The organism is Flavobacterium sp. HNIBRBA15423, from assembly GCF_052655965.1.
Genome location: NZ_CP199751.1, coordinates 2,569,979 through 2,594,487, shown reverse-complemented (window position 1 = coordinate 2,594,487; position 24,509 = coordinate 2,569,979). Strand labels below are relative to the sequence as shown.

Genomic DNA, 24,509 nt, shown 5'->3' with positions numbered 1-24,509 from the left:
TTAAAAGGATACTAATAATAATGCAATAATGGCTAATGCAATACCTATATAATTATGTCTTTTAAGTTTTTCTTTAAATAAAAGAATGCCAAAAATAGTAGTGAGCAAAATTACACCAATATTTATTAATGTGAATAATGTAGCACTCTGAATTTTTTCATTTTGAAGTGCTCGAATTAAAAAATACATAGAAAAATAATTTGGAATGCCTAATAGAATGCCACCAAGTAAGTTTTTAAAATGAAAAGTAAATTGCTTTTTAATAATTTGATAAATTAAAACTATAATTCCTATAATAAAGGCACTTAGAAATGTTAAAGAGGAAAACAAAGCAGTTTCCTCATCCTGTAAACATTTTTTTTGAATGTAATTCAAACTAGTATCAATAACACCTGAACCAATAAATAATAAAAGAGGGTATATAAAATTGGAAGGTTCAATAGTAGCATCATTTTTTTTAGTAGTGAAATAAACAGCTATTAAAGCTATAAAAATCCCAATGGTTTTTAATAAACTTATTTCTTCTTTAAAAAAATAAATTCCAAATAGTACAGGAATAATTAATGACATTTTACTGGCTACAGATGCTACAGAAACACCATTCTTTTGAGCTGTTTTTCCCATGAAAAGAAAAATAGTAATAAAAAGAATACCTAGATAAATACAATATAAAAGCCATGGTTTGTATAAAGTTTCTGAAACAGAAAAGTTAGTTTTATTAACTATTATACCAACTGTAAAAGCTACGATGTAATTAAATATAATAGCTTGTAGTGTGTTAATATTGAATTTTGAAAATGATTTGAATACAAAAAAAAGAATTGACGAAAATAAAATAGCTAATAATAAATGACCCATTAAATTGTTTTTATTATTTCAAGCAATGAAGTAACATCTTCATTTTTAGGATTTAAATGCCAAGTCTGTAAACCTACATTTTTAGCTCCTTCAATATTTTCTAGTTTATCATCTACAAATAGCGTTTTTTTAGGAATTAAATTATGATTGCTAATGATGTACTTATAAGTATTTTTATCTGGTTTTCTTTTACCAATTTCAAATGAAAAATAGACTTTTTCAAAACAACTATAAAAATCTCTTGCAAAAGATTGACCTACTTTGTGTTCAAATTTATCTATATGAGTGGAATCGGTATTGCTTAGAAGGAATAAACGATATTTTGATGAAATCATTTGAAGGAATTCGAGACGATATAATGGAAAATCAAGTAATAAAGCATTCCAAGCTTCTCGAATTGCTATTAATTCTGCATTATTAGTGTGTTTTTGAATTCCTTGAATAAATTCTAATTCATCTATTTTACCCACTTCATAGCTCTTGTTTAGAGCGTCTAATTCAGAATTCCATTCTTTGATACCAAGTTCTTGTAATGCTTTTTGAGTGGCATTAAAATCTAAATTAATAAATATATTTCCAAAATCAAATATAATTGTGTCAATCATAATTTCTGAATAGTTTAAGTGTATCGTCCATTATGCTAATTGTTTTTTTAGGAATTGAACTAAGAATTGGGGCTTTTATTCCTGAATTCAATTGGGTATTGCCTATAAAAACACGAGCCTCGTCCCATAAATTTAAATCTATAAAAGACTGAAGTGTTTTTGAACCGCCTTCAATTAATATAGATTGTATTTCATATTTGTGCAAACGATTTGTTAAATTTAATAAAAAATCGGTATCAAAAACAATATTTACGTAAATAATATTTTCTTTTTTTGTTAAAATGGTATTTTGTGTAAAGAAAAAGGTAGATGCTTTACCGTCTTTAACAGAAAATGTTTCAGAAATTTTATTTGATTTATCAATAATGATTCTAATGGGATTATTTCCTTTAAAATCCCTAGCGTTAAGTTTTGGATTATCGTCTAAAATGGTTTTTGTTCCTACAAGAATAGACTGTTCTTCAGTTCTCCATTTGTGAACAATTTGTCTAGAATAGGAATTAGTTATCCAAACAGGGCTTAATTTTTCTTGCTGAGTTTCTCTTAGTGTTTTATCTGGAGCAATGAAACCATCTAAGCTTTCTGCCCATTTTAATATAATATAAGGTCTTTTTTCTTTATGAAAAGTAAAAAAGCGTTTGTTTAATTCATCACATTCTTTTTCTAAAACACCCACAATAACATTACAATTGTTTTCAATTAATCTTTTTATTCCATTACCTGCAACTTTAGCAAATGGATCAATGGTTCCAATTACGATATTAGGGATTTTGTGTGCAATTATTAAATCACAACATGGAGGTGTTTTTCCAAAATGACTACAAGGTTCTAAACTAACATATATAGTAGCTTTTGAAAGTAAAGATTTGTCTTTTACAGATTGAATAGCATTAACTTCAGCATGTGCTTCACCTGATTTTCTATGCCAACCTTCTCCTATAATTTTATTATCATAAACAATTACACTACCTACTAACGGATTAGGATATGTAGTTCCTAATCCATTTTTTGCTAGTTCAATACAGCGGTTCATGTAAAATTCATGTGTATTCATAATACAAATGTAGTATTTTTAATATAGAAATTAGATAACGTTATTATCTATTTACGTACTTTTACAGTACAAATTTGTAACTATGATAATTAGAGAAATTGAGCAAAAAGATAATCAACAAATAGCAAAAGTTATTAGAGATGTTTTTGAAGAATTAGATGCTCCAAAAGTAGGAACTGCTTATGCTGATCCCATTTTAGATACATTATACGAGGTTTATAAAGTAGATAGAGCTATTTATTTAGTAGTTGAAAATGAAGGTAAAGTACTTGGTGGCTGTGGAATAGCTCCTTTAGAAAATGGAGAATCACATATCTGTGAATTGCAAAAGATGTATTTTGCTCCTGAGATAAGAGGAACAGGTTTAGCAAAACAGATTATTGAAGCCTGTTTACAATTTGCTATGGAAAAAGACTTTACAATATGTTATTTAGAAACACTTTCTTTTATGAAAGCTGCTCAAAAATTATATGCAAATTTAGGATTTGAATCTATTTCTGCTCCATTAGGATGTACAGGACATAGCAGTTGTGAAGTTTGGATGACTAAAAAATTAAAATAACAAGATGCTTTTAAGAGAATATAAAACCTATTTTACTACTCAATTACAACCTCTTTTTGATGTTATGGAAATAGAGAGTTTTTTCTTTATTGCATTAGAGTATTTACATCAATTGAAAAGGGTGGATTTAGCTTTGCAACCCAATTTTTCAATCAATGAAACACAACTAGAAAAATGGAATGTAATTCTTCAAGATCTTAAAAAAGAAAAACCTATTCAATATATTATTGGTGAAACTGAATTTTATGGATTACGTTTTTTTGTTGATGAGAATACGTTAATTCCCCGTCCTGAAACAGAAGAATTGGTAGATTGGATTATAAAGAGTCAAGAGAAAGTTAGAAATGAGAAAGTAGAGCTTAGTATTTTAGATATTGGTACTGGTACAGGTTGTATTCCTATTTCTCTTAAAAAAAATATTTCCTATGCTACTGTTTTTGCAATTGATGTTTCTGAAGAAGCTTTGGCTATAGCCAAAAAAAATGCAATTGAAAATAAAGTTGAGGTCAATTTTATAAAAACGGATATCTTAAAAATTTCAGATTTACAAAATTTTCCAACTTCCAATTTCCAATTTCCAACTCAACTTGATATTATAGTTTCAAATCCTCCTTATGTGAGAAATTTAGAAAAACAGGAAATAAAGAAAAATGTTTTAGAATATGAGCCACACTTAGCATTGTTTGTAGAAGATGATGATGCATTACTTTTTTATAGAAAAATTGCTGAATTAGCCCAGAAAAGTCTTTCAATTAATGGAAAATTATTTTTTGAAATCAATCAATACTTAGGGAACGAAACTGTTCGTCTTTTGAAAGATTTAGGTTTCCAGAATATTCAACTTAAAAAAGATTTTTATGGGAATGATAGAATGATCTGCTGTAATTTATGAAATACTTTATGGTTATGTGGTAAAAATAACCTCGTTTATTTATTATTAATATAAAAAAATATCTATTTAAATATCAAATTGACAAAAACTGCTTCAATTGTTATAAAATGTGATTGTTTTATTATAGTTTTTTAGTGGTGGTTAAAATACTTTTACAAAACAGTTGCTATATCGATGTAGTAAACTGGTAAAAAATATTTAACTATTAAAAACTATTAAAAGATGAAAAATTATCTATTAATTGCTTGTTTAGCAATGTTGTTAAGTTCGTGTTCAACTGAAGAAGATTTCAATCAAGACAACCAAGATCTTGTTACAGAAACAAAAGATGATGCTACTATTGCTTCTAGATCAGGAACAGTTACAGGTCAATATGGTATTTATCATGATCCTGATTATAAGTGGGCATTTGTACAGAATAATATTTGGTCGTTAGATGATGGCGATTATGGTGCTGATCCTCAACAGTATGTTTGGTATAATGATATTAATAATTGGGGTGTAAAAGCATATACAACTACTGGGAAATATTCTTACAGTGGTGTAAAATCTTATCCAGGTTTAGTGTATGGAAGACATTATAATAATGTTTCTAATAACAATAATGGCTTTCCAAAACAAATTAAAAACATCACCAGTAATTTAACAGCAGAATGGAGTATGTATGTTTTAAATGATGGAGGTAGTGGCTCAAAATACAATTCTAGTTTTGATATTTGGTTTGATCCCAATCAAAATCAACAAAGTACAAACAAATATGAAATCATGATTTGGACCAAAAGAAAAGGACAGTGGCCGATAAATGAAAACAACGACATAAACATACCTTGGAAGTCAAATGTTTGGGTATGGAATGCATATTATAACGTATATAAAGGTTCGATTGGACAACAACAAGTATTAACTTTCGTTCAACTTACAGGAAATAATGGTAGTAACAACGGAACAGGATATTTTAATGCACCTTTAAAAAAATTTATTGATAATGCCGTTGGTTGGGGTTGGATGAGTGATACTAATTACCTGACAAGTATTCAAGCTGGTTTTGAAATTTGTACAGCAGGAACTGGCCCAGCGGATAATCAAAAAGCGAACTTTGTAACCAATAAGTTTAGTTTGAAAATATAAAAGTTAATTGTCTAAAAAAAACACCCTTTTCATATTTATGAAAAGGGTGTTTTTTATGAAGTAAACGTTATTCATATCGTAAGGCTTCCACAGGATCTAATTTAGAAGCTTTTATAGCTGGATATAAACCAGAAATAATGGTTACAATTAGTGTAGTAATAAAGGCTGCAAACATTGCTAACCAAGGAATTACAAACGAAAACCCAGCAACTAATGAAATTGCAGTTCCTAATATTATTCCAAAAATGATGCCTAGAAAACCTCCAATTTGGCTAATGATAAAAGTCTCTGTAAAAAATTGCCAAGCTATAGTACTTCTTTTTGCTCCAAGTGATTTTCGAATACCAATTTCTCGTGTTCGCTCACTAACAGAAACTAGCATAATATTCATAAGAGCAATTGTAGAACCAAAAACGGTTATGGCTCCAATAATTACAGCCACTAAGTTAATTACAGCTAAGTTAGAGCCTAAAGTTTGAATTAAATCATCACTACGCTCAATACCAAAGTTATTTTTTTGTATAGGGTTTAATTTGCGTATTAATCGCATGGTTAAAGTAGCATCATCAACAGCTTCATTTAAAAGAGCTTCATTGTGAACTTTAACATCCAAATCATAATTTATATTTGGTGCTGAAAAAATAGAACGTGCAATTTGATTGGGAATTAAAACTCTTAAATCTTGACTGTTTCCAAAAGTAGAACCTTTTTCTTTCAAAACTCCTATTACTTTAAACTTGGCACCACGAATGGAAATGGTTTTCTCTAAAGGATTTTTATCTTTAAATAATCCTTTTTCAAAATCAGAACCTAAAATGCAAACGTAATTGTTGTTGGAAACATCAAAAGAATTAAAATTTCTACCCTTAACTACTTCCAAACCTTTGTTTGGACAAAAATTTTCATCTATTCCTATTATGTTAATTTCTGGATCGGTTTTATCGCCTCGATATTTTACTTCAATTCCAGAAGCAGCAGTGAAGGAAAGAGAAGTGGTAGTAAAAGGGAAATTAAATTTATCTTTAAATGCTTTTGCCTGTGGATAGCTGATTATAGGATTTACTTTTTGCTCTACATCATTCTGATTAATTTCTGCAGAAAAATCATAACGACTTATCGAAAAAGTATTGGCTCCCATAGAAGCAAAATTTCCAAATAAATTATTTTCTAAAGCTTTAGTTAATGTAAGAATTCCTACTAAAAAGGTAATTCCTATCATGATAATTAAAACCGTTAATGCAGTACGCAACACCTGACCCTTTATAGAATCTAGTGCAATTCTTGTATTTTCTTTAAATAATCCTACCATAACGACTATTAGACTTTAAAAGAGAGGTTTTGTTACACAATAAATTTAGAAATTAGAAATTAGAATTTTGAAAGGTCAAAAAAAAGAATTGATTTAGTTAGAAATAGTATTTTTAAAACTTCAAATAAAATAAATATGAGTGATAAAGATTTGAAATCTAGAACAAAAAAATTCACATTAAATATTCTAGATATTGTTGACGAAATTCCTTATAACGCATCTTCCAAAGTTATTATTTATCAAATCTCAAAATCAGGGACTTCTGTTGGAGCCAATTATAGAGCCTCTTGTAGAGCTAGAAGTGATAATGAATTTTTATCTAAAATGAATATTGTTTTAGAGGAAGCTGATGAAACTTTATTTTGGTTAGAAATTATCCAAGAAAGAAATTTATTAAAAAATGATAAAATCAAAAGTGCAATACTTGAAGCCAACGAATTAGTTTCTATATTTGTAACCATTATTAAAAACACTAGAAAAAGGATAGAAAATGAGAAGCTTAAATAAGTCATTTAATCACTTTATTTTTGGTATTTCAATTTTCTAAATTCTAAATTCTAAATTCTAAATTCAAAAATGGCTCAAAAACCAAGCATACCAAAAGGAACTCGTGATTTTTCACCGGTTGAAGTAGCAAAACGCAATTATATTTTTAGTACTATAAAAACCAATTTCGAAAAATTTGGTTTCCAACCTATAGAAACTCCATCTTTTGAAAACTCGGAAACCTTAATGGGAAAATATGGAGAAGAAGGTGATCGACTGATTTTTAAGATTTTGAATTCTGGGGATTATTTCGATAATAATGATTCATATAGAACAATCGTTAAAATAATTTCTATTCAAAAATTTATCCAGAAAATGAAAGATTATTTTGAGACAAATAACCCTTCTTTTTTGGAATTTGAAGCAATGTTTAATTCTTATGAAAGTGAAATTATTGAAATTAAAGATATTATAAATTTAACATCTAAATATTTATTTGAAAAGTTAGAAAATAATTTATATTCAACAAAAGAGTTTGTTTCAAAATATCTAAATAATGTTTCAAGACAATTAACTAAACATATCTCAGAAAAAGCACTTCGCTACGATTTAACCGTTCCTTTTGCAAGATATGTGGTTCAGCACCAAAATGAAATTGAGTTTCCTTTTAAAAGATACCAAATTCAACCCGTTTGGAGAGCTGACCGACCTCAAAAAGGACGTTTTAGAGAGTTTTACCAATGTGATGCTGACGTAGTAGGTTCAAATTCGCTTTGGCAAGAAGTAGAATTGGTACAATTATATGATTCCGTTTTTAGCCAATTAGGTTTAAATGGAGTTACCATTAAAATTAATAATCGTAAAATATTATCAGGAATTGCTGAGGTTATTGGTGCTTCTGATAAATTAATCGATTTTACCGTTGCTTTAGATAAATTAGATAAAATAGGAGAAGAAGGTGTAAAAAAAGAGATGCTTGAAAAAGGAATTTCTGAAAGTGCTATCGAAAAAGTGCAACCTTTATTTAGTTTCACAGGAACAATTTCTGAAAAAATTGCAAAATTAGGTAATTTATTAACTTCGTCTGAAGAAGGAATGAAAGGAGTAGCTGAATTATTATTTATTTGTGATAATGTAAGTGAAATTGGTTTACAAACTGCAACTTTAGATTTAGATGTTACTTTAGCGCGTGGTTTAAATTACTATACAGGAGCTATTTTTGAAGTTTCGGCACCAAAAGGTGTTGCGATGGGTTCTATTGGTGGTGGTGGTCGTTATGATGATCTTACAGGAATTTTTGGATTAAAAAACATGAGTGGTGTGGGTATTTCTTTTGGTCTAGACCGAATTGCTTTGGTAATCGAAGAATTAGACTTATTTCCAGAAACAGTTACAGCAACCTCAAAAGCAATATTCTTAAATTTTGGACTAGAAGAAGCTAAATATGCTATGAAAGCTATTGCAAAACTGAGACAAGCAGGAATAAAAGTAGAAATGTATCCAGATAATGTTAAAATTGGTAAACAATTTCAACATGCAGACAAGAGAGGAATTCCATTTGCAGTTTTAGTAGGAGAAGAAGAAATAAAAAACAATCAATTTGGGATTAAAAATTTGGTGACAGGCGAACAAGAAAAAGTAAGTTTTGAGGTATTATTGAACAAATTATCAGATAATAAATAAACCTTATTACGAAATAGTTATTTTGTAATCTATATTACTTTTCATTTGCCTCAAAATTCTTACTTTTGAACCGTTATAAATAAAAATAAATCATGTCAGATACAATAGAAAAAGTAAAATGTTTAATAATAGGTTCTGGTCCAGCAGGTTATACTGCAGCGATTTATGCAGCTAGAGCTAATATGTTTCCGGTTTTATATCAAGGGCAACAGCCAGGAGGTCAATTAACTACGACTAACGAAGTAGAAAATTTTCCAGGTTATCCTGATGGAGTTACAGGACCAGAAATGATGGTACAATTACAAGAACAAGCAAAACGTTTTGGCTCAGATATACGCGATGGTTGGGCAACAAAAGTAGATTTTTCAGGGGAAATTCATAAAGTATGGATTAATGATACTATTGAAATTCATGCTGAAACTGTAATTATTTCTACAGGAGCAACAGCTAAATATTTAGGATTACCTTCAGAACAAAAATATCTTAAATTAGGTGGTGGAGTTTCGGCTTGTGCGGTTTGTGATGGCTTCTTTTATAGAAATCAGGAAGTGGTAATCGTTGGAGCAGGAGATAGTGCTTGTGAAGAAGCTCACTATCTTTCTAACATTTGTAAAAAAGTAACTATGCTTGTTAGAAGTGATAAATTTAGAGCATCTAAAATCATGGAAGAGCGTGTGAGAAATACACCAAATATTGAAATTTTATTGCATACAGAAACTGAAGAGGTTGTAGGAGACGGTCAAGTGGTTACTGCTGTAAAAGCAAAGAATAGAACTACTGGAGAAATAACTGAAATTCCAGCAACAGGATTTTTCGTTGCTATTGGACATAAACCAAACACAGATATTTTTGCAGATTATTTAGATTTAGATGAAACAGGATATATTAAAAATATTCCTGGAACTGCAAAAACAAATGTACCTGGAGTTTTTGTTGGTGGTGACGCTGCTGATCATGTGTACAGACAAGCAATTACAGCAGCAGGAACAGGTTGCATGGCTGCTTTAGATGCGGAACGTTATTTAGCCGCCAAGCACTAAAAGAAAACAAAATAATTTATATAAAAAATGTCATTCTATAAAATACAGAATGACATTTTTATTTGAATAAAAAACAATAAAAAATTATTTTTCTTTCTTGTATAAAGTAGTTGAATTGGTGAATTTTCTCATTTCAATTTTTGGTTCACCAAATAGTTCAATTTGGGTTTTCCCAGAAGCAGAAATTGCAATATCATTAACTGCATTTACTTCGCATTTAGCATAATTTTCGACCGTTAAATCTATAGATGCTACACTAAATTTATTAGCGGTTAAAATGGCATTGTTGTCTAATCTTATTTTTGCATTTGTTGCATCACCTTCAATTTTTGCTTCGGCTTTTTCGTAAAGATCAATTTTTACTTCTGGTGAAGCAATTAAAGCTTTTAGTTCTGCATTTTTGCTTAATTCTAGGGTTGTGTTTTGTGATTTTACATTAATTTCTGCTTCCGATTTATCATTTAAAATTAAAGTAAAAGAATTAGAATTTACATTTAAATAAGAAGCAGAATTATCAAAGTTCTTAATAGTTATACTGTCTAGTTGTAAAGCATTTAAAGCATGTAATTTAGCCTCGTTTTTAACAGTAATTAATTTTAAAGTAGTGGCATAATTAATGCGTAAATCAAATTTTTTAGCACTACTAACCGTTTTTAGAGTTGTAATGCGAAGTGTATTTCCTGTTACAGAAAAATTAACAACATCATGTAAATTATCATCTGCTTCAATTTCTATAGAAGGAGTGTCTGCTTTTACTAGATAAATTTCTACGTTATCTTCAATTTCAATATTTTCAAAACTTTCGACTTCCTTTATCGTATGTGTAATAATTTTGGAACCTTTAATCTTGTCTTTTTTTTGGGCTAAACTAATGGTAGATGCGAATAACACTAAAAGTAAAAATGCGATTTGTTTCATTTTAATAAATTATAATTTGATGAATTATACTATTCAATAATCATTCCAAAAGGATATTTTTAATTGAATGTTTAACTTGAGACAAATATAAAAAAAAACATCAGCTGTTGACTGATGTTTTGTAAAAGATATTATCTTGAATGAACGCTTCCGCCTGAGCTTTCTTCCATTATTAAAGAATTTGGTTTTGAAATATAGTTAATACTACTTCCGCTTGAAGCATCTGCTTTTAATTCATTGGTAACATTTACTCTTGTTGTGCTTCCACTAGAAGCATTTGATTGTCCGTTTTCAGCAATTAATTTTTCTAAATTTATAGAACTTCCACTTGATGATTTGGTATTTAATGATTTCGTTTTTCCTTTAGCAATTAGAGTACTTCCGCTACTGCTTTCGCAGGACAAAGTATTAGCAATAACATCAATATTAATAGAACTTCCACTGCTAGATTTTACTTCTAGGTTTTCAAAATTTAATTCTTTTTCACTTGTAACACTTGCGCCACTAGATGATGACAATTTATTTAAATTTGATGTAGAAACATATATTTTTTTAGCTTGAGAATCTAAAATATTAACATCTGAGTAAATTACAAGTGTTCCTTCTTTTACTTCAGTAAAAATATGATCTTGAAGATTTTCATCTGCTTCGACTATAATTTTATTAGTATTATCTTGATTGATGATTACTTCAAGTCCGTTTTTAGCCGAAATAGCATTAAAGTCTTCGGTTACCGTTCTGTTAACTTCTACTATTTTTCCGTTTCCAGAAATAGTTTCGTTATTCCAATTTGAATTTACGCATGATTGTAATAACAATACCGAGATGATTGTTACAATCACTTTTGTTATTTGAATAATTAATTTAGTCATGACAAGTTGTTTATTAGTTGTTATTTTTAGATTTATTCAGCTTCAATACTAACTTTATCTTCAGTTACATTGATTTTTAATTCTTTATTGTTTAAACGAATAGACATATTTTCACTTCTTTCAGATTCATCGTCATCATCGTTTTCTTCTTTAGGGCAATTGGTACAAATTGCTTTATTTTCTTCAATTTTATACACATAATTATCTGAACTATAATGTAGGTCAAAAAAATCATTATCAGACCAGTCAAAGTCTTGCACACTTTCATCTGGTTGTACATAAGTACCTTTTGGTAAATAGATATAAACATTAACTTCTTGGTCTCTAAATTTATTTCCAAAAGCAGTTATGAAATAATTGTCTAAATTAACTCTATTGCCTTGAATTTCAAAATTATATCTTATTTTTTCTGAACGACTAGTTGCTTCTTTATGAGATTTTCCTGTCGCAGAGCGTTCTACTTGTATAAAAGGTTGGCTTTCTTCAGTTTTAAGAAAATGCACTCTTACTTTTGTAGAATAGATAATTTCTTTGTTGTTTTCATCATGTGTATATTTATTATTAGCTCTTTCATGAATGCTTTTTGCATAATAATTATTGTACTGCATTCTTACATGTAAAGTATCTGTAGGTTGAATAAATAATTGTTCCTTTTTTACTGTTTTACCTTCAAAACCTATTGCTGTTGCTTGTTGTACACCTAAATAAGTAATTCCTATAATTGATACAATCCAAATAGCTAATAAAGTATATTTAAAATAATTACCAATTGATTTCATATTAGTTACTAATAATTTTAAACCTAGTATTAATAAGAAAAACAATGGTATTCCAACACTGAACAGAAATAATAATCCTTGAATCCACATAGGAACATCAAAGTCAAGTGGTGTATGAATATTATTGAAAATATACGAATTAGGTAATGATGATGAAAAAATCATAAATAAAGAACATACAATAACACTTAATAATGCTAAAGCCGAAAAGAAAATGATAAATACACCAATTATTTTTGCGATTATTTTAAAAAAGCTAATGAATAAATCACTTATAGTAGAACCTATTTGATTTGCTCCAGATCTAGCTGTATTTGCAATTTTTTGATGGTCTAAATTATTTATTTTGTCAGTAATTTCATTTATTCCTTCCTTTACTTTTTTTTCGATATTTGATATATTGATAGGTTCTCCTCTCATTTCTAGTTTTTGAGAGGTTGTTAAAGCTTCAGGAACAATAATCCATAAAAGTAAATAGATTAATATTGGACTACCTACACCAGCAATAACGATTAATACCATACCTAATCGAATCCAAAGAGGGTCAATGTTAAAATAGTGTCCAAAACCTGCTGAAACACCACCTAAAATTGCATTGTCTTTATCTCTATATAATTTTTTCGATTTACTAGTTCTTGTAGTGTTAGTATAAGAAGAATCACTAGAATAAGATGTTTCTTCATCTATTTTGTAATCTTCTGGTTGTCCCATAATAGCAATGACGTCATCAATTTCTGTTAAACTAATAACCTGTTTTTCACTTTTAATTCTTTCTTGAAAAAGTTCTGCTATTCTGCTTTCTATATCTTTTATAATTTCATCTCTTCCTTCTGGAGAAAGTGATCGTTTCACTGCATCAAAATAACGTGTTAATTTTTGATACGCATCTTCATCTATATGAAAAAAGAAACCTCCTAAATTTATACTTATTGTTTTGTTCATGACTATTATTTTTGGCTAGTTTGTGTTATTATATTCACTGCATCAGATAATTCTGTCCAAGTGCTGTTTAATTCATTTAAAAATTCTTGACCTAATTCGGTTAAACCATAATATTTCCTTGGTGGTCCAGAAGTAGATTCTTCCCATCGATAGTTTAATAAACCATCATTTTTTAATCTAGTTAATAAAGGATAAACTGTTCCTTCAACTACTAGTAACTTTGCATTTTTTAGAGTCTCTAGAATTTCAGAAGTATATGCATCATTTTCTTTTATTACAGAAAGGATACAGAATTCTAAAACACCTTTTCTCATTTGAGCTTTTGTGTTTTCAATGTTCATAATTCATTTTTTTTAATTAAACTGTTCATTTTTTGATTTTTTTTCTGTTCCAAATTTTTAATAGGGTTCAGATGATTTGATTGATTGATTTGATGATTGAAACTATTTTATAAAATTAATTGTCAATGGATAGTTATAATGTTCTCCATTCGCACTTTTAAAGGAAGCATAAATAATTAGAAAAAACTCACTTAGTTTTAAAAAGAGAACAAGAATTATTGTTACTAAACCAAGGATAACCATTCCTGTAATGTTTTGCGTGGTAATAATTTCTCTTATTGTAACATGATTCTCACTAATTTCTAATTTTTCTATAATACTTATAAACCAATAAAGGCAAGTTGGTATTGCAATTACTAAAGCAATTAAAGAATAAAGTAAAATACTTAATTGAAAATTTAAAGCTTGCTTTCCATTATAATCTATAAAAGTGGATTTGTCTTTTTTAGAAGACCATAATAGTAATGGAAATAAATAATTACCAAAAGGAATTAAGTATTGACTTAATGTACTTAAATGAATTAATGCTCCTATGCTTTTTTCGTTTGATGTTTCCATGATATACTTGTTTAGTTTTTTGATTATTTTTAAAGAACTATCTTATAGCTATTAATTTCTTATACAAAGATAAGTCTAAAAAAAGGTATTATGTAACACATAGTACCTATTTTTAACATAAAATTAACAATTAATAAAAATAGTATGATTGCATAGTATTTTTTGTATTTTTACAAAAAAATAGTATAAATATGCAGTTCACACCTTCAAAACTTAATACTTTCATGTTCTTTAAATTACCATCTGCTTTCTGGAGTGGAGTTAGAGTAAAAAGCATAACAAAAGAAGAATGTGTTGTAACGGTTAAACACAGATGGTTTAATCAAAATCCTTTTAAATCAATGTATTTTGCTGTACAAGCTATGGCAGCAGAATTTACAACAGGAGCTTTGGTTATGTATCAGATAAAAGAAAGTGGTGCTAATATTTCTATGTTAGTGGCTAATAATAAGGGTGCATTTACCAAAAAAGCAACTGGTAGAATTGCATTTACTTGCAGACAAGGAAATGATATTAAAGAAACCATTCAAACAGCTATAGAAACAAAAGAAGGTCAAACTATTTGGGTAACCTCTATAGGAGTAAATGAAAAGGGAGAACAAGTTTCTGAAATGTTGTTTGAATGGACTATAAAGGTAAGAGGCTAAATTTTCAACACATGTTAACGTTAGTTAATTAAATTGATGTTAGGTTTAATACTTCGTATTTTTGTATAAAACGCAATTAGTATGAAAGTTTTAATAACAGGAGCTACTGGTTTAGTTGGTAATGAGTTGTCAGACTTATTGCTTCAAAATGGTATATCTGTACATTATTTATCCAAATCAAAATCTAAATTAGTTTCTGAATCTAATTATAAAGGGTTTTACTGGAACCCAAATGCAGGTGAAATAGATAAGAACGCATTTGATGAAGTAGATGCTATTATACACCTTGCAGGTGCTTCTGTTTCCGAAAGATGGACGACTTCATATAAAGAAGAGATAATAAATAGTAGAGTTTTGTCTACACGATTATTGTTTCAAACATTGTCAAAAAACCAAAATCAGGTTAAACACATAATTTCTGCTTCTGCTATTGGAATATATCCCAGTAGTTATGAGGCTGTTTATAAGGAGGACGAAAAAAAAGTGGATAATTCTTTTTTAGGAGAAACAGTTTTAAAATGGGAAGAAGAAATAGATCAATTTAAAAGAATTTCCATTATGGTTTCTAAAGTTAGAACAGGAATTGTTTTAGCCAAAGAAGGTGGAGCACTTCAGAAAATGGTAACTCCTATTAAGTTTGGTATTGGTGCAGCTTTTGGAACAGGAAAACAACATCAGTCATGGATACACAATCATGATTTGGCATCTCTATATTACTATATACTTCTAAATAAGCTTGAAGGTGTTTATAATGCCGTTTCTCCTTATACTGTAACCAATGAAGGATTGACCAAAGCAATAGCAAAAACAATTAACGCTCCTTATTTTATGCCAAATATTCCTAAGGTTTTCTTGAAGTTAGTTCTAGGAGAGATGCATCAAATTTTATTTACAAGTCAAAATGTAAGCTCAAGAAAAATATTAGATAAAGGATTTCAGTTTAAGTATGCTTCATTAGATAAAGCTTTACAAGATTTATTAAAATAAAAAAGAGTGCTGAAAATCAAACTGTCTTTCTAAAAATCAATATAAAATTCTTTCCGATTGTTATTTGAATATTTAGCATTTTAATATAAAAAAGGCCATCCGATAATTTTCTGGATAGCCTTTTGGTATATAATGTAGGAAATAAAAATTATTTAGTAGCTTTAACTTTTATTGTTAATTCAATTTCATCATTAACAAATTTATCTTTTAAATCATCAAAAATAGATTTAGAAGCATAATTAACACCCCATAAAGTTCTATCAATTTTAAAAGAATCAGAAATTAATGAAACCTCATTTTCATTAATAGAAACTTTAGCAGGAAAACTAATTTCTTTAGATATGTCTTTCATTGTTAATGTTCCATTTATAGTAAATTTTCCATCAGTTTCACTAACAGAATTTATTTTAAAAGTGCTGGTAGGAAATTTTGCTGTGTTAAAAAAATGATCTTCAGATTCTTTGTCACCTATTCCTTTTAAATGCGTTTCTAAATCAGTTTTTCCTTTATCTTCTGTTAAATCGGTAACAGTTATAGAAGTCATATCAATTACAAAATTACCATTAGTAATTTTACCATTAGTAATTTCAAAATCACCTTCTTTTATAGCAATTGTTCCTGTATGTGTTCCAGCTGGTTTTGAACCTACCCAATCAATTATTGAAAAAGTTGTATCTACACTGTACTTTCCAGAAATAGCTGTTTCTGTTGTAGTGGTTTCTGTTGAGTTTTCAGTATCATTAGTAGAAGCTTCTTTTTTGCAACTACTTAAAGATAAGATTGTAATTAAAGCCAAACTTAGAATGTTTTTTTTCATGATAGTTTTTTTAAATATTTATTTTAATTTGAATAGGTCCAAATATATATATAAAAATGCAAATTTAAAAGTAGTGAAATATCTATTCTAAATTATGTAGATAATTATGACAATTTGACATTTTTTAGTTTTTGGCAATAGATTTGCTAGTTATAGAAAATAAAATTTATCTAAATAAAAATAAATATGAGTCAAGATAATACTGAAAACATTGAAAGAGAAAACATTGAAAATGACAATATTCAAGAAGGAGATGTTTCAGAAAATCAAACCGTTGAGTTAACAGTTGAAGAACAACTTCAGGAAGATTTAGCCAAGGAAAAAGATAAATTTTTGCGTTTATTTGCTGAATTTGAAAATTACAAAAAAAGAACAACAAAAGAGCGAATTGATTTATTTAGAACAGCTAATCAGGAAGTGTTACAGTCTATGTTACCTGTATTGGATGATTTTGATAGGGCTTGGGAACAAGTTTCTAAATCGGAAGATGAAGCACTTGTGAAAGGAATAGAATTAATTCATGAAAAACTAAAATCAACTCTAGTTTCTAAAGGCTTAGAAGTTGTAGAAATTAAATCTGGAGATGTTTTTAATGCTGATTTTGCAGAAGCAATTACTCAAATTCCTGCTCCATCTGAAGATTTAAAAGGAAAAATCGTGGATGTCATTGAAAAAGGATATAAGCTTGGAGATAAGATAATTCGTTTCCCTAAAGTTGTAATTGGTAATTAAGAATACAAATTGTCAGTTCGAATATTCTAAATTTGTTTAGGATGTGTCGATAACAAGTTGAAAACGGTATATATGAAAAAAGATTTTTACGAAATATTAGGCATTAGCAAAGGAGCTTCTGCAGAAGAGATAAAGAAAGCTTACAGAAAGAAAGCAATTCAATATCATCCTGACAAAAATCCAGGAGATAAAGAAGCAGAAGAAAACTTTAAATTAGCAGCTGAAGCCTATGAAGTTTTAAGTGATGCTGACAAAAAAGCACGTTATGATCAATATGGTCATGCCGCATTTGATGGTGCAGGTGGTTTTGGAGGAGGTCACATGAATATGGATGATATTTTCAGCCAGTTTGGAGATATTTTTGGAAGTGCTTTTGGAGGTGGATTCGGTGGAGGCTTTGGTGGAGGAGGCCAACGAAGAGTAAAAGGAAGTAATCTAAGAATCAAAGTGAAACTTTCTTTAGAGGATATTGTGAACGGAGTTGAAAAGAAAGTTAAAGTAAAGCGTAAAGTTCAAGCTAAAGGAGTTACTTATAGAACTTGTTCTACTTGTAATGGAAGTGGTCAAATCATGAGAGTAGCAAATACTATTCTTGGAAGAATGCAAACAGCTTCTACTTGTAATACATGTGGTGGTTCAGGTCAAATATTAGATGCTAAACCTTCTGGAGCCGATGCTCAAGGGATGATAATGGAAGATGATACAGTATCAATTAAAATTCCAGCAGGTGTTGTAGATGGCATGCAATTAAAGGTTTCTAATAAAGGAAACGAAGCTCCTGGTAGTAATAGTGTACCTGGTGATTTAATTGTAGCTATTGAGGAACTTGAACACGACTTCTTAAAACGTGAAGGTGAAAACCTTCATTATGATTTATATATTAGTTTTCCAGAAGCTGCTTTAGGTGTTTCTAAAGAAATTGAAGCAGTAGGTGGAAAAGTGAGAATAAAATTAGAAGAAGGAATACAATCGGGTAAAATATTACGATTAAAAGGGAAAGGTATTCCTAGTTTAAATGGGTATGGAAACGGAGATTTATTAGTACATGTAAATGTTTGGACTCCTAAGACCTTAAATAAAGAACAAAAAGTCTTTTTTGAAAATATATTAAGTGATGATAATTTCAGACCATCTCCTGAAAAATCAGATAAATCTTTTTTTGAAAAAGTAAAGGATATGTTTTCATAATTGGAGAAAAATATATACATTTGAAATTCACTTCCTTATGGAAAGTGAATTTTTCTTTTTCATAGCAATTTTTCCCATCCTTCGTAAAAAAGGGATGGGTTTTTTGTAACAATTCTTGTTTTCTTATACTAACTACAAGAGTTAATCATTAAAAATGGAATATTTAGTTAGAGCAGAGAGTTTTAAAAAATACAATCTTATAGTTAATAATTCTATTTCAGGAGAAATGACTTATATGGGTTGGTTCAATTCGCATAATCCTAGCTTTAAAATAAAAAATATAAATACTTATAGAATTGAAAAACCAAGTATTTGGAAGACTAATTTTAAAGTTATCAGTTTAAATCAAGTTGTTTTAGAATGTAATTTCAAATGGAATGGTCATGTAATAATACAATTGTATGAAAATGATGAGGTTAAAACAATGACCTTAAAACTACAAAGCATTTGGAAATCAAATTATATATTATTCAACGAATTAGGAAATGAAATCTTAAAAGTTGAATGTAATTATAGTTGGAAGAATTGGAAAACAAATTATAATATTCACGAACATATTAATTTTGCAACTAGTAATAAAGAAATACTTTATTTATCCTTAATACATTGTATCATCGTTTTAAAAAATATGGCAGCCGCAGCAGGTGCTTAATAAAAAGTAATTATGAGTAATATTCTTGAAGTTAATAATGTAGTTAAACAATATGGTGATTATACAGCCTTAAATAACGTTTCTCTTGCTGTACCATCTGGAAGTATATATGGTCTTTTAGGTCCTAATGGTGCTGGAAAAACCACACTAATTAGAATTATTAATCAAATTACTATGCCAGATTCTGGTAAAGTATTACTAGATGGTGAAGTTTTAAATCCTAATCATATTCAATATATAGGTTATTTACCTGAAGAGCGTGGTTTGTATAAAACCATGAAAGTTGGTGAACAATGTTTGTATTTGGCACAATTAAAAGGATTATCACATCAAGAAGCTAAAAAACAACTGAAATTTTGGTTTGAAAAATTTGGTATAGAAGATTGGTGGAATAAAAAAATCCAAGAGTTGTCAAAAGGAATGGCTCAAAAAATTCAGTTTGTTGTAACAGTACTTCATAAACCGAAATTATTAATTTTAGACGAACCTTTTTCTGGTTTCGATCCTGTAAATGCAAATTTAATAAAGGATGAAATTATAGAATTAAATAAGCAAGGAACATCAATTATTTTTTCAACACATCGAATGGAAAGTGTTGAGGAAATGTGTAATCATATAGCATTAATTCATAAGTCAAATAAACTTATAGAAGGAAAATTAAATGATGTAAAACAGCAATATAGAAGTAATACTTTTCAAATAGGTATTTTAACTAATAATATTGAGGGTTTAATGTATCAATTAACGCAGAAATTTTCAGTAGAGCAAACTACCTTTAAATCTCTTAATGATGATATAAAATTAGAAGTAAAAATTGGAGATCATTCTTCAAATGAATTGTTGTCTATATTAACAAGTTTTGGCCAAGTAACCCATTTTGTAGAAAAAATACCTAGTGTGAATGATATTTTTATTCAGGCTGTTACAAAATAATATTTTACTAAGTAAGTGCTAAACTAATAATCAAAAAAATGAACAAATTATTCTTAATTATAAAAAGAGAATTCATTGCAAAAGTTAGAAACAAATCTTTTATTGTAATGACCTTTTTAAGCCCAATGTTATTTGTAGGAATAGCAGCCTTAGTTGGTTTTTTATCAACAATGAATAAAGATAAGGCTACAGAAATTGCTATTCATGATGAAGGAGGTTATATAAAATCTAATTTCAAAAACAATAAAGATTTTCATTATTCAGATATTTCAGCAATGCCTTTTGAGATTGCAAAAGATTCAGCTGCTAAGAATTATGAAGGTTTATTGTACATACCAAAAGTTGATTCCTTACAGTTCATAAAAGATAAAGTAGAATATATTTCCGAGAATAGCGCAAGCATTAATTTCATTGGTAATGTTGAAAGGGTAGTAGATTCTATCTTAACTTCTAATCAATTAAAAGTTTTAGGATTAGATGAGCAAAAAATAGAGGATGCAAAAGTAAATTCAACACTTAAATTGTCTAAATTTTCAGGTGAAGAAAGTTTAAAAGGATTAAATGAAATAAAAATTGCGATTGGAGGTTTAATGGGATATTTAATAATGATGTTCATTGTTATCTACGGAAACTTCGTGATGCGTAGTGTCATAGAAGAAAAAACCAGTCGCATCATCGAAATTATTATTTCTTCAGTAAAACCATTTCAATTAATGATGGGTAAAATTATTGGAAATTCTTTAGCAGGAATTCTTCAATTTTTAATTTGGATTATAGTAGGTTTACTGTTAGCATTTGTTGCACAAACGTTTTTTGGATTACAATTAAGTTCAAGTGCGTCTTTATCTCCAGAAATGATAGAAGCTGCAGGTCAATCTGAAGGGATGCTAAAATTTCAATCTTATTTGACCGAACTTTTGAATTTGCCGCTAACATTAATGCTAGTAAGTTTTGTGTTATATTTTATTGGAGGTTACTTTTTATATAGCTCATTATATGCAGCCATTGGAGCAGCAGTAGATTCAGAAACTGATTCGCAACAATTTTTATTACCTATTATTATGCCTTTAATTTTAGGGGTTTATATAGGTTTCTTTACAGTTATAAATGACCCACATGGAACAGTAGCAACCGTTTTTTCAATTATACCATTCACATCACCTATTGTTATGTTAATGCGTATTCCTTTTGGAGTGCCATGGTGGCAATTGGTGTTATCACTTGTTATTTTATTTGGTACATTTACCTTTGTAGTATGGTTTGCTGCAAAAATATATCGAGTTGGTATACTAATGTATGGTAAAAAGCCAACTTGGAAAGAATTATTTAAATGGCTTAAATATTAAAAATGTTAGAGAAAATAAAAGAAATAATCAATTTTAAACTTCTTGATACAGATTCTATAGATATTACTCTAGGAACAGTTGTTTTATTATTAATTGTTTTGGTATTTACAAGTGTAATCTTAAAAGTAATTAGGGTTGTAGCCACAAGAAAATTACCTGTAGAGGACAAAAATAAGTTTATTAGTTTCTTTCAATTTATCCGATACATAGTTTTCATCTTTGCTGTAATTTTTGCATTAGATGTTTCAGGAGTCAACATGAGTGTACTTTTGACAGCTTCTGCAGCATTATTAGTAGGTCTAGGTTTCGCCTTACAACAATTATTTCAAGATATTATTTCAGGAGTGTTAATCATTTTAGATCAATCTTTACATGTAGGTGATATAGTAGAAGTAGATGATAAAGTAGGTAAAGTTTTAGAAATAAAACTACGAACAACTAGAGTGGTTACTAGAAATGATAGAGTAATGGTTATTCCTAATCATAAATTTATGATGGATACACTGTTTAATTGGACACAAAATAATTTTACAAATAGAGAACAAGTAAATGTAGGAGTAGCCTATGGTAGTAATGTTGAATTAGTTCGAGACTTATTATTAGAATGCGCAAAAAACGTTGAAGATGTTTTAGATAACCCAGAACCATCCGTTTTATTTGAAGATTTTGCAGATTCTTCTTTAAATTTTTCATTATACTTTTATGTTTCAGATGGCATGAAAAGCCCAAAAATAAAAAGTGATTTAAGGTTTAAAATAGATGCAATATTCAGACAAAACAAAATTGCCATTCCATTTCCACAACGAGATATTCATATTATCAATCAATAGAAACGAAAGGTTTGGGATTATTTGCTTACGCAATTCCTGCTGTTCATTACAATCTGTTATTGCGATTAAAAAAGTGTTTTTATAGCTAAAATAGTATTCGCAATAACAGGATTTTCATTACCATCAGGGTTAGAAAGGAAATGTATTGATTTTTCACTAACTTTGAGCCAAATATAAGAATACAAAATTCTCAATTTATAACAAAAATATGCCAAAAATATTAGTTATTGAAGATGAAGCTGCTATTAGAAGAGTTTTAGTAAAAATTCTTTCAGAAGAAAATGACAGCTATCAAGTTGATGAAGCAGAAGATGGACTTCAAGGTACCGAAAAAATAAAGAATGACGATTACGATTTAGTATTGTGCGATATTAAAATGCCAAAAATGGATGGTGTTGAGGTATTAGAAGCTGTAAAGAAAATAAAACCCGAAATTCCAATGGTCATGATTTCTGGTCATGGAGATTTAGAAACAGCAGTAAATACAATGCGATTAGGAGCATTCGACTACATATCAAAACCACCAGATTTAAATAGATTATTAAATACAGTTCGTAATGCTTTAGATAAAAAGAAATTAGTTGTAGAAAACAAGATTCTTAAGAAAAAAGTAAGTAAGAATTATGAAATGATTGGTAAAAGCGATGCTATTAATCATATTCGTACAATGATCGATAAAGTTGCTCCTACAGATGCTCGTGTATTAATTACTGGCTCAAATGGAACTGGAAAAGAATTGGTTGCGCATCAATTGCATGAAAAAAGCGATCGTTCAAATCAACCTATTATTGAGGTTAACTGTGCAGCTATTCCTTCAGAGTTAATAGAAAGCGAATTATTTGGACATGTAAAAGGAGCTTTTACTTCGGCAGTTAAAGATAGAGCAGGAAAATTTGAAGCAGCAAATGGAGGAACAATTTTTCTAGATGAAATAGGAGATATGAGTTTATCAGCTCAAGCAAAAGTATTAAGAGCTTTACAGGAAAATTTAATACAAAGAGTAGGTGCTGATAAAGATATTAAAGTGGATGTACGTGTAATTGCAGCAACAAACAAAGATTTGAAAAAGGAAATAGAAGAAGGACGTTTTAGAGAAGATTTATACCATAGATTAGCTGTTATACTTATAAAAGTTCCAGCTTTAAATGATAGACGTGATGATATTCCAGCTTTATTAGACTATTTTGCTAATAAAATTGCTGAGGAACATGGAAATACGGTAAAAAACTTTTCAAAAAATGCCATCAAGTTATTACAAGAATATGATTGGACAGGAAACATTCGCGAATTAAGAAATGTAGTGGAGCGTTTAATTATTCTTGGTGGAACCGAAATTTCTGAACAAGATGTAAAATTGTTTGCGAGCAAGTAAATATCTAGTGACTGGTGAATAGTAATTAGGGAATAGTTTTTTATTGCTAATTACTAGTAACTAATTACTAATCACTTAACAAAATATGAAATTAAAAAAAATAAACGAAGGATTACAACAACGATTAATTGCTATTGGTTTAACTGAAGCAAATGACTTACAAGAAGGCACATTTTCAACTATAAAGAGTGGAGTAGATACTATTATTCAATCTAAAAAAGGTTCTGGAAAAACAACAACTATTGTTATTAATGTTATTCAAAGATTAATTCAACCTATTGAAGAATCACCTAGAGCATTAATTATGGTACAAGATAAACCACAGGTATTAGAAATGGTTGATTTGTTTAACCAATTAGGAAAAAATAATAATTTACGTGTTTATGGAGTACATGATAAAACCGATTTAGACGAGGATAAAAACCAAATTTCACTTGGAATTGATATTCTTGTTGGAACTCCAAATAAATTGAATATTATGTTTTCTGGTGCTGGTTATAATGTAAATAAATTAGTAATGCTAATAGTAGATGATGCGGATATTTTATTGAGAAGTAGGTTAGATCCTATAATTAAGCGTATATCTGATAGCATTAATAAAACCCAACGTATATTCTTTTGCAATGAAATTACTGAAAAAATTGAATTTCTTGCTGAAAAAATTATGATTGATCCAGTTTATTTAGAATCAGAAGATTAATTCCTACATAGAAATAATTAAAAATAAATACATATAATATAATGGCATTAAAAAAGATTTTTTCTGGTAGCGAAATTTTAGCTGCAGGGTTGCAAAAAAAATTAGAAGCAATAAATGTTTTTCCAGTAGTAAGGAATAATCTTCAAGTAGCAAGAGTAGCAGGATTTGGGAATACAGGTCTAGCAGTAGAGTTATTTATTGAAGAACGTGAATTGCTCAAAGTAGAAGAGATCATTGAAGATTTTAAAATGAATTTATAAAAAATGCCTTGAAATTTT

The 24,509-nt window shown here is 28.8% G+C and carries 27 protein-coding genes; 17 read left to right on the top strand and 10 right to left on the bottom strand.

Features of this window, described 5'->3' with window-relative positions; translation table 11 throughout:
- Genes ACULEV_RS11675 through ribD form a run of 3 tightly spaced genes read right to left on the bottom strand, consistent with a single transcriptional unit; the run spans position 1 to position 2,517 of the window.
- On the bottom strand, positions 1-858 hold the full coding sequence (locus tag ACULEV_RS11675; protein WP_445455237.1) for an EamA family transporter: 858 nt from the start codon (positions 856-858) through the stop codon (positions 1-3).
- Positions 858-1,463, bottom strand: coding sequence for an HAD family hydrolase (locus ACULEV_RS11670; protein ID WP_445455236.1), 606 nt, complete (start codon positions 1,461-1,463; stop codon positions 858-860). The genes ACULEV_RS11675 and ACULEV_RS11670 overlap by 1 nt, the downstream gene beginning before the upstream one ends.
- Positions 1,456-2,517: a bifunctional diaminohydroxyphosphoribosylaminopyrimidine deaminase/5-amino-6-(5-phosphoribosylamino)uracil reductase RibD gene (gene ribD / locus ACULEV_RS11665; RefSeq protein WP_445455235.1), complete on the bottom strand. Its 1,062-nt coding sequence runs from the start codon at positions 2,515-2,517 to the stop codon at positions 1,456-1,458. Before ribD ends, ACULEV_RS11670 begins: the two co-directional genes overlap by 8 nt.
- Positions 2,518-2,599: 82 nt before the next feature.
- On the opposite strand from ribD, the gene ACULEV_RS11660 reads away from it, so the two are divergent.
- The 3 genes from ACULEV_RS11660 (at position 2,600) to ACULEV_RS11650 (ending at position 5,099) form a co-directional block, all read left to right on the top strand.
- Complete coding sequence (locus ACULEV_RS11660) at positions 2,600-3,079, top strand: GNAT family N-acetyltransferase (protein ID WP_445455234.1); 480 nt, start codon at positions 2,600-2,602, stop codon at positions 3,077-3,079.
- Positions 3,080-3,083: 4 nt separating this feature from the next.
- Complete coding sequence (prmC, locus tag ACULEV_RS11655) at positions 3,084-3,971, top strand: peptide chain release factor N(5)-glutamine methyltransferase (protein WP_445455233.1); 888 nt, start codon at positions 3,084-3,086, stop codon at positions 3,969-3,971.
- Positions 3,972-4,193: 222 nt separating this feature from the next.
- The gene (locus tag ACULEV_RS11650) at positions 4,194-5,099 is read left to right on the top strand and encodes a hypothetical protein (protein WP_445455232.1); all 906 of its coding nucleotides are present in this window, start codon (positions 4,194-4,196) and stop codon (positions 5,097-5,099) included.
- A 67-nt stretch (positions 5,100-5,166) separates the two neighbouring features.
- Here ACULEV_RS11650 and ACULEV_RS11645 read toward each other — a convergent pair whose 3' ends face one another.
- The gene (locus tag ACULEV_RS11645; protein WP_445455231.1) at positions 5,167-6,408 is read right to left on the bottom strand and encodes an ABC transporter permease; all 1,242 of its coding nucleotides are present in this window, start codon (positions 6,406-6,408) and stop codon (positions 5,167-5,169) included.
- Between the two features lie 135 nt (positions 6,409-6,543).
- Here ACULEV_RS11645 and ACULEV_RS11640 point away from each other — a divergent pair, with 135 nt between their 5' ends.
- From ACULEV_RS11640 to trxB, 3 genes are all read left to right on the top strand, one after another.
- Positions 6,544-6,915: a four helix bundle protein gene (locus tag ACULEV_RS11640; RefSeq protein WP_445455230.1), complete on the top strand. Its 372-nt coding sequence runs from the start codon at positions 6,544-6,546 to the stop codon at positions 6,913-6,915.
- Positions 6,916-6,984: 69 nt separating this feature from the next.
- Positions 6,985-8,577, top strand: a complete 1,593-nt coding sequence (gene hisS, locus ACULEV_RS11635; protein WP_445455229.1) for a histidine--tRNA ligase — start codon at positions 6,985-6,987, stop codon at positions 8,575-8,577.
- Between the two features lie 92 nt (positions 8,578-8,669).
- The gene (gene trxB, locus ACULEV_RS11630) at positions 8,670-9,617 is read left to right on the top strand and encodes a thioredoxin-disulfide reductase (RefSeq protein ID WP_445455228.1); all 948 of its coding nucleotides are present in this window, start codon (positions 8,670-8,672) and stop codon (positions 9,615-9,617) included.
- 84 nt (positions 9,618-9,701) lie between these two features.
- On the opposite strand, the gene ACULEV_RS11625 is transcribed toward trxB, so the two are convergent.
- The 5 genes from ACULEV_RS11625 to ACULEV_RS11605 all read right to left on the bottom strand — a co-directional run bounded on the left by ACULEV_RS11625 (position 9,702) and on the right by ACULEV_RS11605 (position 14,027).
- On the bottom strand, positions 9,702-10,535 hold the full coding sequence (locus ACULEV_RS11625) for a GIN domain-containing protein (protein ID WP_445455227.1): 834 nt from the start codon (positions 10,533-10,535) through the stop codon (positions 9,702-9,704).
- 131 nt (positions 10,536-10,666) lie between these two features.
- Positions 10,667-11,407, bottom strand: coding sequence for a head GIN domain-containing protein (locus ACULEV_RS11620; RefSeq protein ID WP_445455226.1), 741 nt, complete (start codon positions 11,405-11,407; stop codon positions 10,667-10,669).
- A 32-nt stretch (positions 11,408-11,439) separates the two neighbouring features.
- Positions 11,440-13,128, bottom strand: coding sequence for a PspC domain-containing protein (locus ACULEV_RS11615; protein ID WP_445455225.1), 1,689 nt, complete (start codon positions 13,126-13,128; stop codon positions 11,440-11,442).
- Between the two features lie 5 nt (positions 13,129-13,133).
- A complete protein-coding gene (locus tag ACULEV_RS11610) occupies positions 13,134-13,469 on the bottom strand; it encodes a PadR family transcriptional regulator (RefSeq protein ID WP_445455224.1) in 336 nt (111 codons plus the stop codon).
- A 102-nt stretch (positions 13,470-13,571) separates the two neighbouring features.
- Entirely contained in the window at positions 13,572-14,027 is a 456-nt protein-coding gene (locus ACULEV_RS11605) for a DUF4870 domain-containing protein (RefSeq protein ID WP_445455223.1), read from the bottom strand.
- Positions 14,028-14,218: 191 nt separating this feature from the next.
- Here ACULEV_RS11605 and ACULEV_RS11600 point away from each other — a divergent pair, with 191 nt between their 5' ends.
- Entirely contained in the window at positions 14,219-14,674 is a 456-nt protein-coding gene (locus ACULEV_RS11600; RefSeq protein ID WP_445455222.1) for a DUF4442 domain-containing protein, read from the top strand.
- 81 nt (positions 14,675-14,755) lie between these two features.
- Positions 14,756-15,661, top strand: a complete 906-nt coding sequence (locus ACULEV_RS11595; RefSeq protein WP_445455221.1) for a TIGR01777 family oxidoreductase — start codon at positions 14,756-14,758, stop codon at positions 15,659-15,661.
- A 148-nt stretch (positions 15,662-15,809) separates the two neighbouring features.
- On the opposite strand, the gene ACULEV_RS11590 is transcribed toward ACULEV_RS11595, so the two are convergent.
- Positions 15,810-16,478 carry a YceI family protein gene (locus ACULEV_RS11590; protein WP_445455220.1) on the bottom strand — a complete coding sequence of 223 codons (669 nt, stop codon included), beginning with the start codon at positions 16,476-16,478 and terminating at the stop codon, positions 15,810-15,812.
- A 186-nt stretch (positions 16,479-16,664) separates the two neighbouring features.
- Here ACULEV_RS11590 and ACULEV_RS11585 point away from each other — a divergent pair, with 186 nt between their 5' ends.
- The 9 genes from ACULEV_RS11585 (at position 16,665) to ACULEV_RS11545 (ending at position 24,491) form a co-directional block, all read left to right on the top strand.
- On the top strand, positions 16,665-17,210 hold the full coding sequence (locus tag ACULEV_RS11585; protein ID WP_445455219.1) for a nucleotide exchange factor GrpE: 546 nt from the start codon (positions 16,665-16,667) through the stop codon (positions 17,208-17,210).
- A 72-nt stretch (positions 17,211-17,282) separates the two neighbouring features.
- On the top strand, positions 17,283-18,398 hold the full coding sequence (gene dnaJ, locus ACULEV_RS11580; RefSeq protein ID WP_445455218.1) for a molecular chaperone DnaJ: 1,116 nt from the start codon (positions 17,283-17,285) through the stop codon (positions 18,396-18,398).
- 154 nt (positions 18,399-18,552) lie between these two features.
- Complete coding sequence (locus ACULEV_RS11575; RefSeq protein ID WP_445455217.1) at positions 18,553-19,050, top strand: hypothetical protein; 498 nt, start codon at positions 18,553-18,555, stop codon at positions 19,048-19,050.
- A 12-nt stretch (positions 19,051-19,062) separates the two neighbouring features.
- The gene (locus ACULEV_RS11570; RefSeq protein ID WP_445455216.1) at positions 19,063-19,983 is read left to right on the top strand and encodes an ABC transporter ATP-binding protein; all 921 of its coding nucleotides are present in this window, start codon (positions 19,063-19,065) and stop codon (positions 19,981-19,983) included.
- A gap of 38 nt (positions 19,984-20,021) precedes the next feature.
- Entirely contained in the window at positions 20,022-21,329 is a 1,308-nt protein-coding gene (locus tag ACULEV_RS11565) for an ABC transporter permease (protein ID WP_445455215.1), read from the top strand.
- Positions 21,330-21,331: 2 nt separating this feature from the next.
- Positions 21,332-22,159 carry a mechanosensitive ion channel family protein gene (locus tag ACULEV_RS11560; RefSeq protein WP_445455214.1) on the top strand — a complete coding sequence of 276 codons (828 nt, stop codon included), beginning with the start codon at positions 21,332-21,334 and terminating at the stop codon, positions 22,157-22,159.
- A gap of 208 nt (positions 22,160-22,367) precedes the next feature.
- The gene (locus ACULEV_RS11555; RefSeq protein WP_445455213.1) at positions 22,368-23,531 is read left to right on the top strand and encodes a sigma-54-dependent transcriptional regulator; all 1,164 of its coding nucleotides are present in this window, start codon (positions 22,368-22,370) and stop codon (positions 23,529-23,531) included.
- An 85-nt stretch (positions 23,532-23,616) separates the two neighbouring features.
- Positions 23,617-24,231: a DEAD/DEAH box helicase gene (locus ACULEV_RS11550; protein WP_445455212.1), complete on the top strand. Its 615-nt coding sequence runs from the start codon at positions 23,617-23,619 to the stop codon at positions 24,229-24,231.
- Between the two features lie 41 nt (positions 24,232-24,272).
- On the top strand, positions 24,273-24,491 hold the full coding sequence (locus ACULEV_RS11545) for a DUF2007 domain-containing protein (protein WP_445455211.1): 219 nt from the start codon (positions 24,273-24,275) through the stop codon (positions 24,489-24,491).
- The last annotated feature ends 18 nt before the right edge of the window (positions 24,492-24,509 follow it).

Bases quoted from the DNA above. Each gene is read 5' to 3' on its own strand.
- dnaJ (WP_445455218.1), top strand. From the start codon at position 17,283: ATGAAAAAAGATTTTTACGAAATATTAGGCATTAGCAAAGGAGCTTCT.
- ACULEV_RS11595 (WP_445455221.1), top strand. From the start codon at position 14,756: ATGAAAGTTTTAATAACAGGAGCTACTGGTTTAGTTGGTAATGAGTTG.
- ACULEV_RS11570 (WP_445455216.1), top strand. From the start codon at position 19,063: ATGAGTAATATTCTTGAAGTTAATAATGTAGTTAAACAATATGGTGAT.
- ACULEV_RS11645 (WP_445455231.1), bottom strand. From the start codon at position 6,408: ATGGTAGGATTATTTAAAGAAAATACAAGAATTGCACTAGATTCTATA.
- ACULEV_RS11575 (WP_445455217.1), top strand. From the start codon at position 18,553: ATGGAATATTTAGTTAGAGCAGAGAGTTTTAAAAAATACAATCTTATA.
- ACULEV_RS11670 (WP_445455236.1), bottom strand. From the start codon at position 1,463: ATGATTGACACAATTATATTTGATTTTGGAAATATATTTATTAATTTA.
- hisS (WP_445455229.1), top strand. From the start codon at position 6,985: ATGGCTCAAAAACCAAGCATACCAAAAGGAACTCGTGATTTTTCACCG.
- ACULEV_RS11625 (WP_445455227.1), bottom strand. From the start codon at position 10,535: ATGAAACAAATCGCATTTTTACTTTTAGTGTTATTCGCATCTACCATT.
- ACULEV_RS11640 (WP_445455230.1), top strand. From the start codon at position 6,544: ATGAGTGATAAAGATTTGAAATCTAGAACAAAAAAATTCACATTAAAT.
- trxB (WP_445455228.1), top strand. From the start codon at position 8,670: ATGTCAGATACAATAGAAAAAGTAAAATGTTTAATAATAGGTTCTGGT.
- ACULEV_RS11615 (WP_445455225.1), bottom strand. From the start codon at position 13,128: ATGAACAAAACAATAAGTATAAATTTAGGAGGTTTCTTTTTTCATATA.
- ACULEV_RS11565 (WP_445455215.1), top strand. From the start codon at position 20,022: ATGAACAAATTATTCTTAATTATAAAAAGAGAATTCATTGCAAAAGTT.
- ACULEV_RS11545 (WP_445455211.1), top strand. From the start codon at position 24,273: ATGGCATTAAAAAAGATTTTTTCTGGTAGCGAAATTTTAGCTGCAGGG.
- ribD (WP_445455235.1), bottom strand. From the start codon at position 2,517: ATGAATACACATGAATTTTACATGAACCGCTGTATTGAACTAGCAAAA.
- ACULEV_RS11585 (WP_445455219.1), top strand. From the start codon at position 16,665: ATGAGTCAAGATAATACTGAAAACATTGAAAGAGAAAACATTGAAAAT.
- ACULEV_RS11620 (WP_445455226.1), bottom strand. From the start codon at position 11,407: ATGACTAAATTAATTATTCAAATAACAAAAGTGATTGTAACAATCATC.
- ACULEV_RS11600 (WP_445455222.1), top strand. From the start codon at position 14,219: ATGCAGTTCACACCTTCAAAACTTAATACTTTCATGTTCTTTAAATTA.
- ACULEV_RS11610 (WP_445455224.1), bottom strand. From the start codon at position 13,469: ATGAACATTGAAAACACAAAAGCTCAAATGAGAAAAGGTGTTTTAGAA.
- ACULEV_RS11555 (WP_445455213.1), top strand. From the start codon at position 22,368: ATGCCAAAAATATTAGTTATTGAAGATGAAGCTGCTATTAGAAGAGTT.
- ACULEV_RS11650 (WP_445455232.1), top strand. From the start codon at position 4,194: ATGAAAAATTATCTATTAATTGCTTGTTTAGCAATGTTGTTAAGTTCG.
- prmC (WP_445455233.1), top strand. From the start codon at position 3,084: ATGCTTTTAAGAGAATATAAAACCTATTTTACTACTCAATTACAACCT.
- ACULEV_RS11660 (WP_445455234.1), top strand. From the start codon at position 2,600: ATGATAATTAGAGAAATTGAGCAAAAAGATAATCAACAAATAGCAAAA.
- ACULEV_RS11550 (WP_445455212.1), top strand. From the start codon at position 23,617: ATGAAATTAAAAAAAATAAACGAAGGATTACAACAACGATTAATTGCT.
- ACULEV_RS11675 (WP_445455237.1), bottom strand. From the start codon at position 858: ATGGGTCATTTATTATTAGCTATTTTATTTTCGTCAATTCTTTTTTTT.
- ACULEV_RS11560 (WP_445455214.1), top strand. From the start codon at position 21,332: ATGTTAGAGAAAATAAAAGAAATAATCAATTTTAAACTTCTTGATACA.
- ACULEV_RS11590 (WP_445455220.1), bottom strand. From the start codon at position 16,478: ATGAAAAAAAACATTCTAAGTTTGGCTTTAATTACAATCTTATCTTTA.
- ACULEV_RS11605 (WP_445455223.1), bottom strand. From the start codon at position 14,027: ATGGAAACATCAAACGAAAAAAGCATAGGAGCATTAATTCATTTAAGT.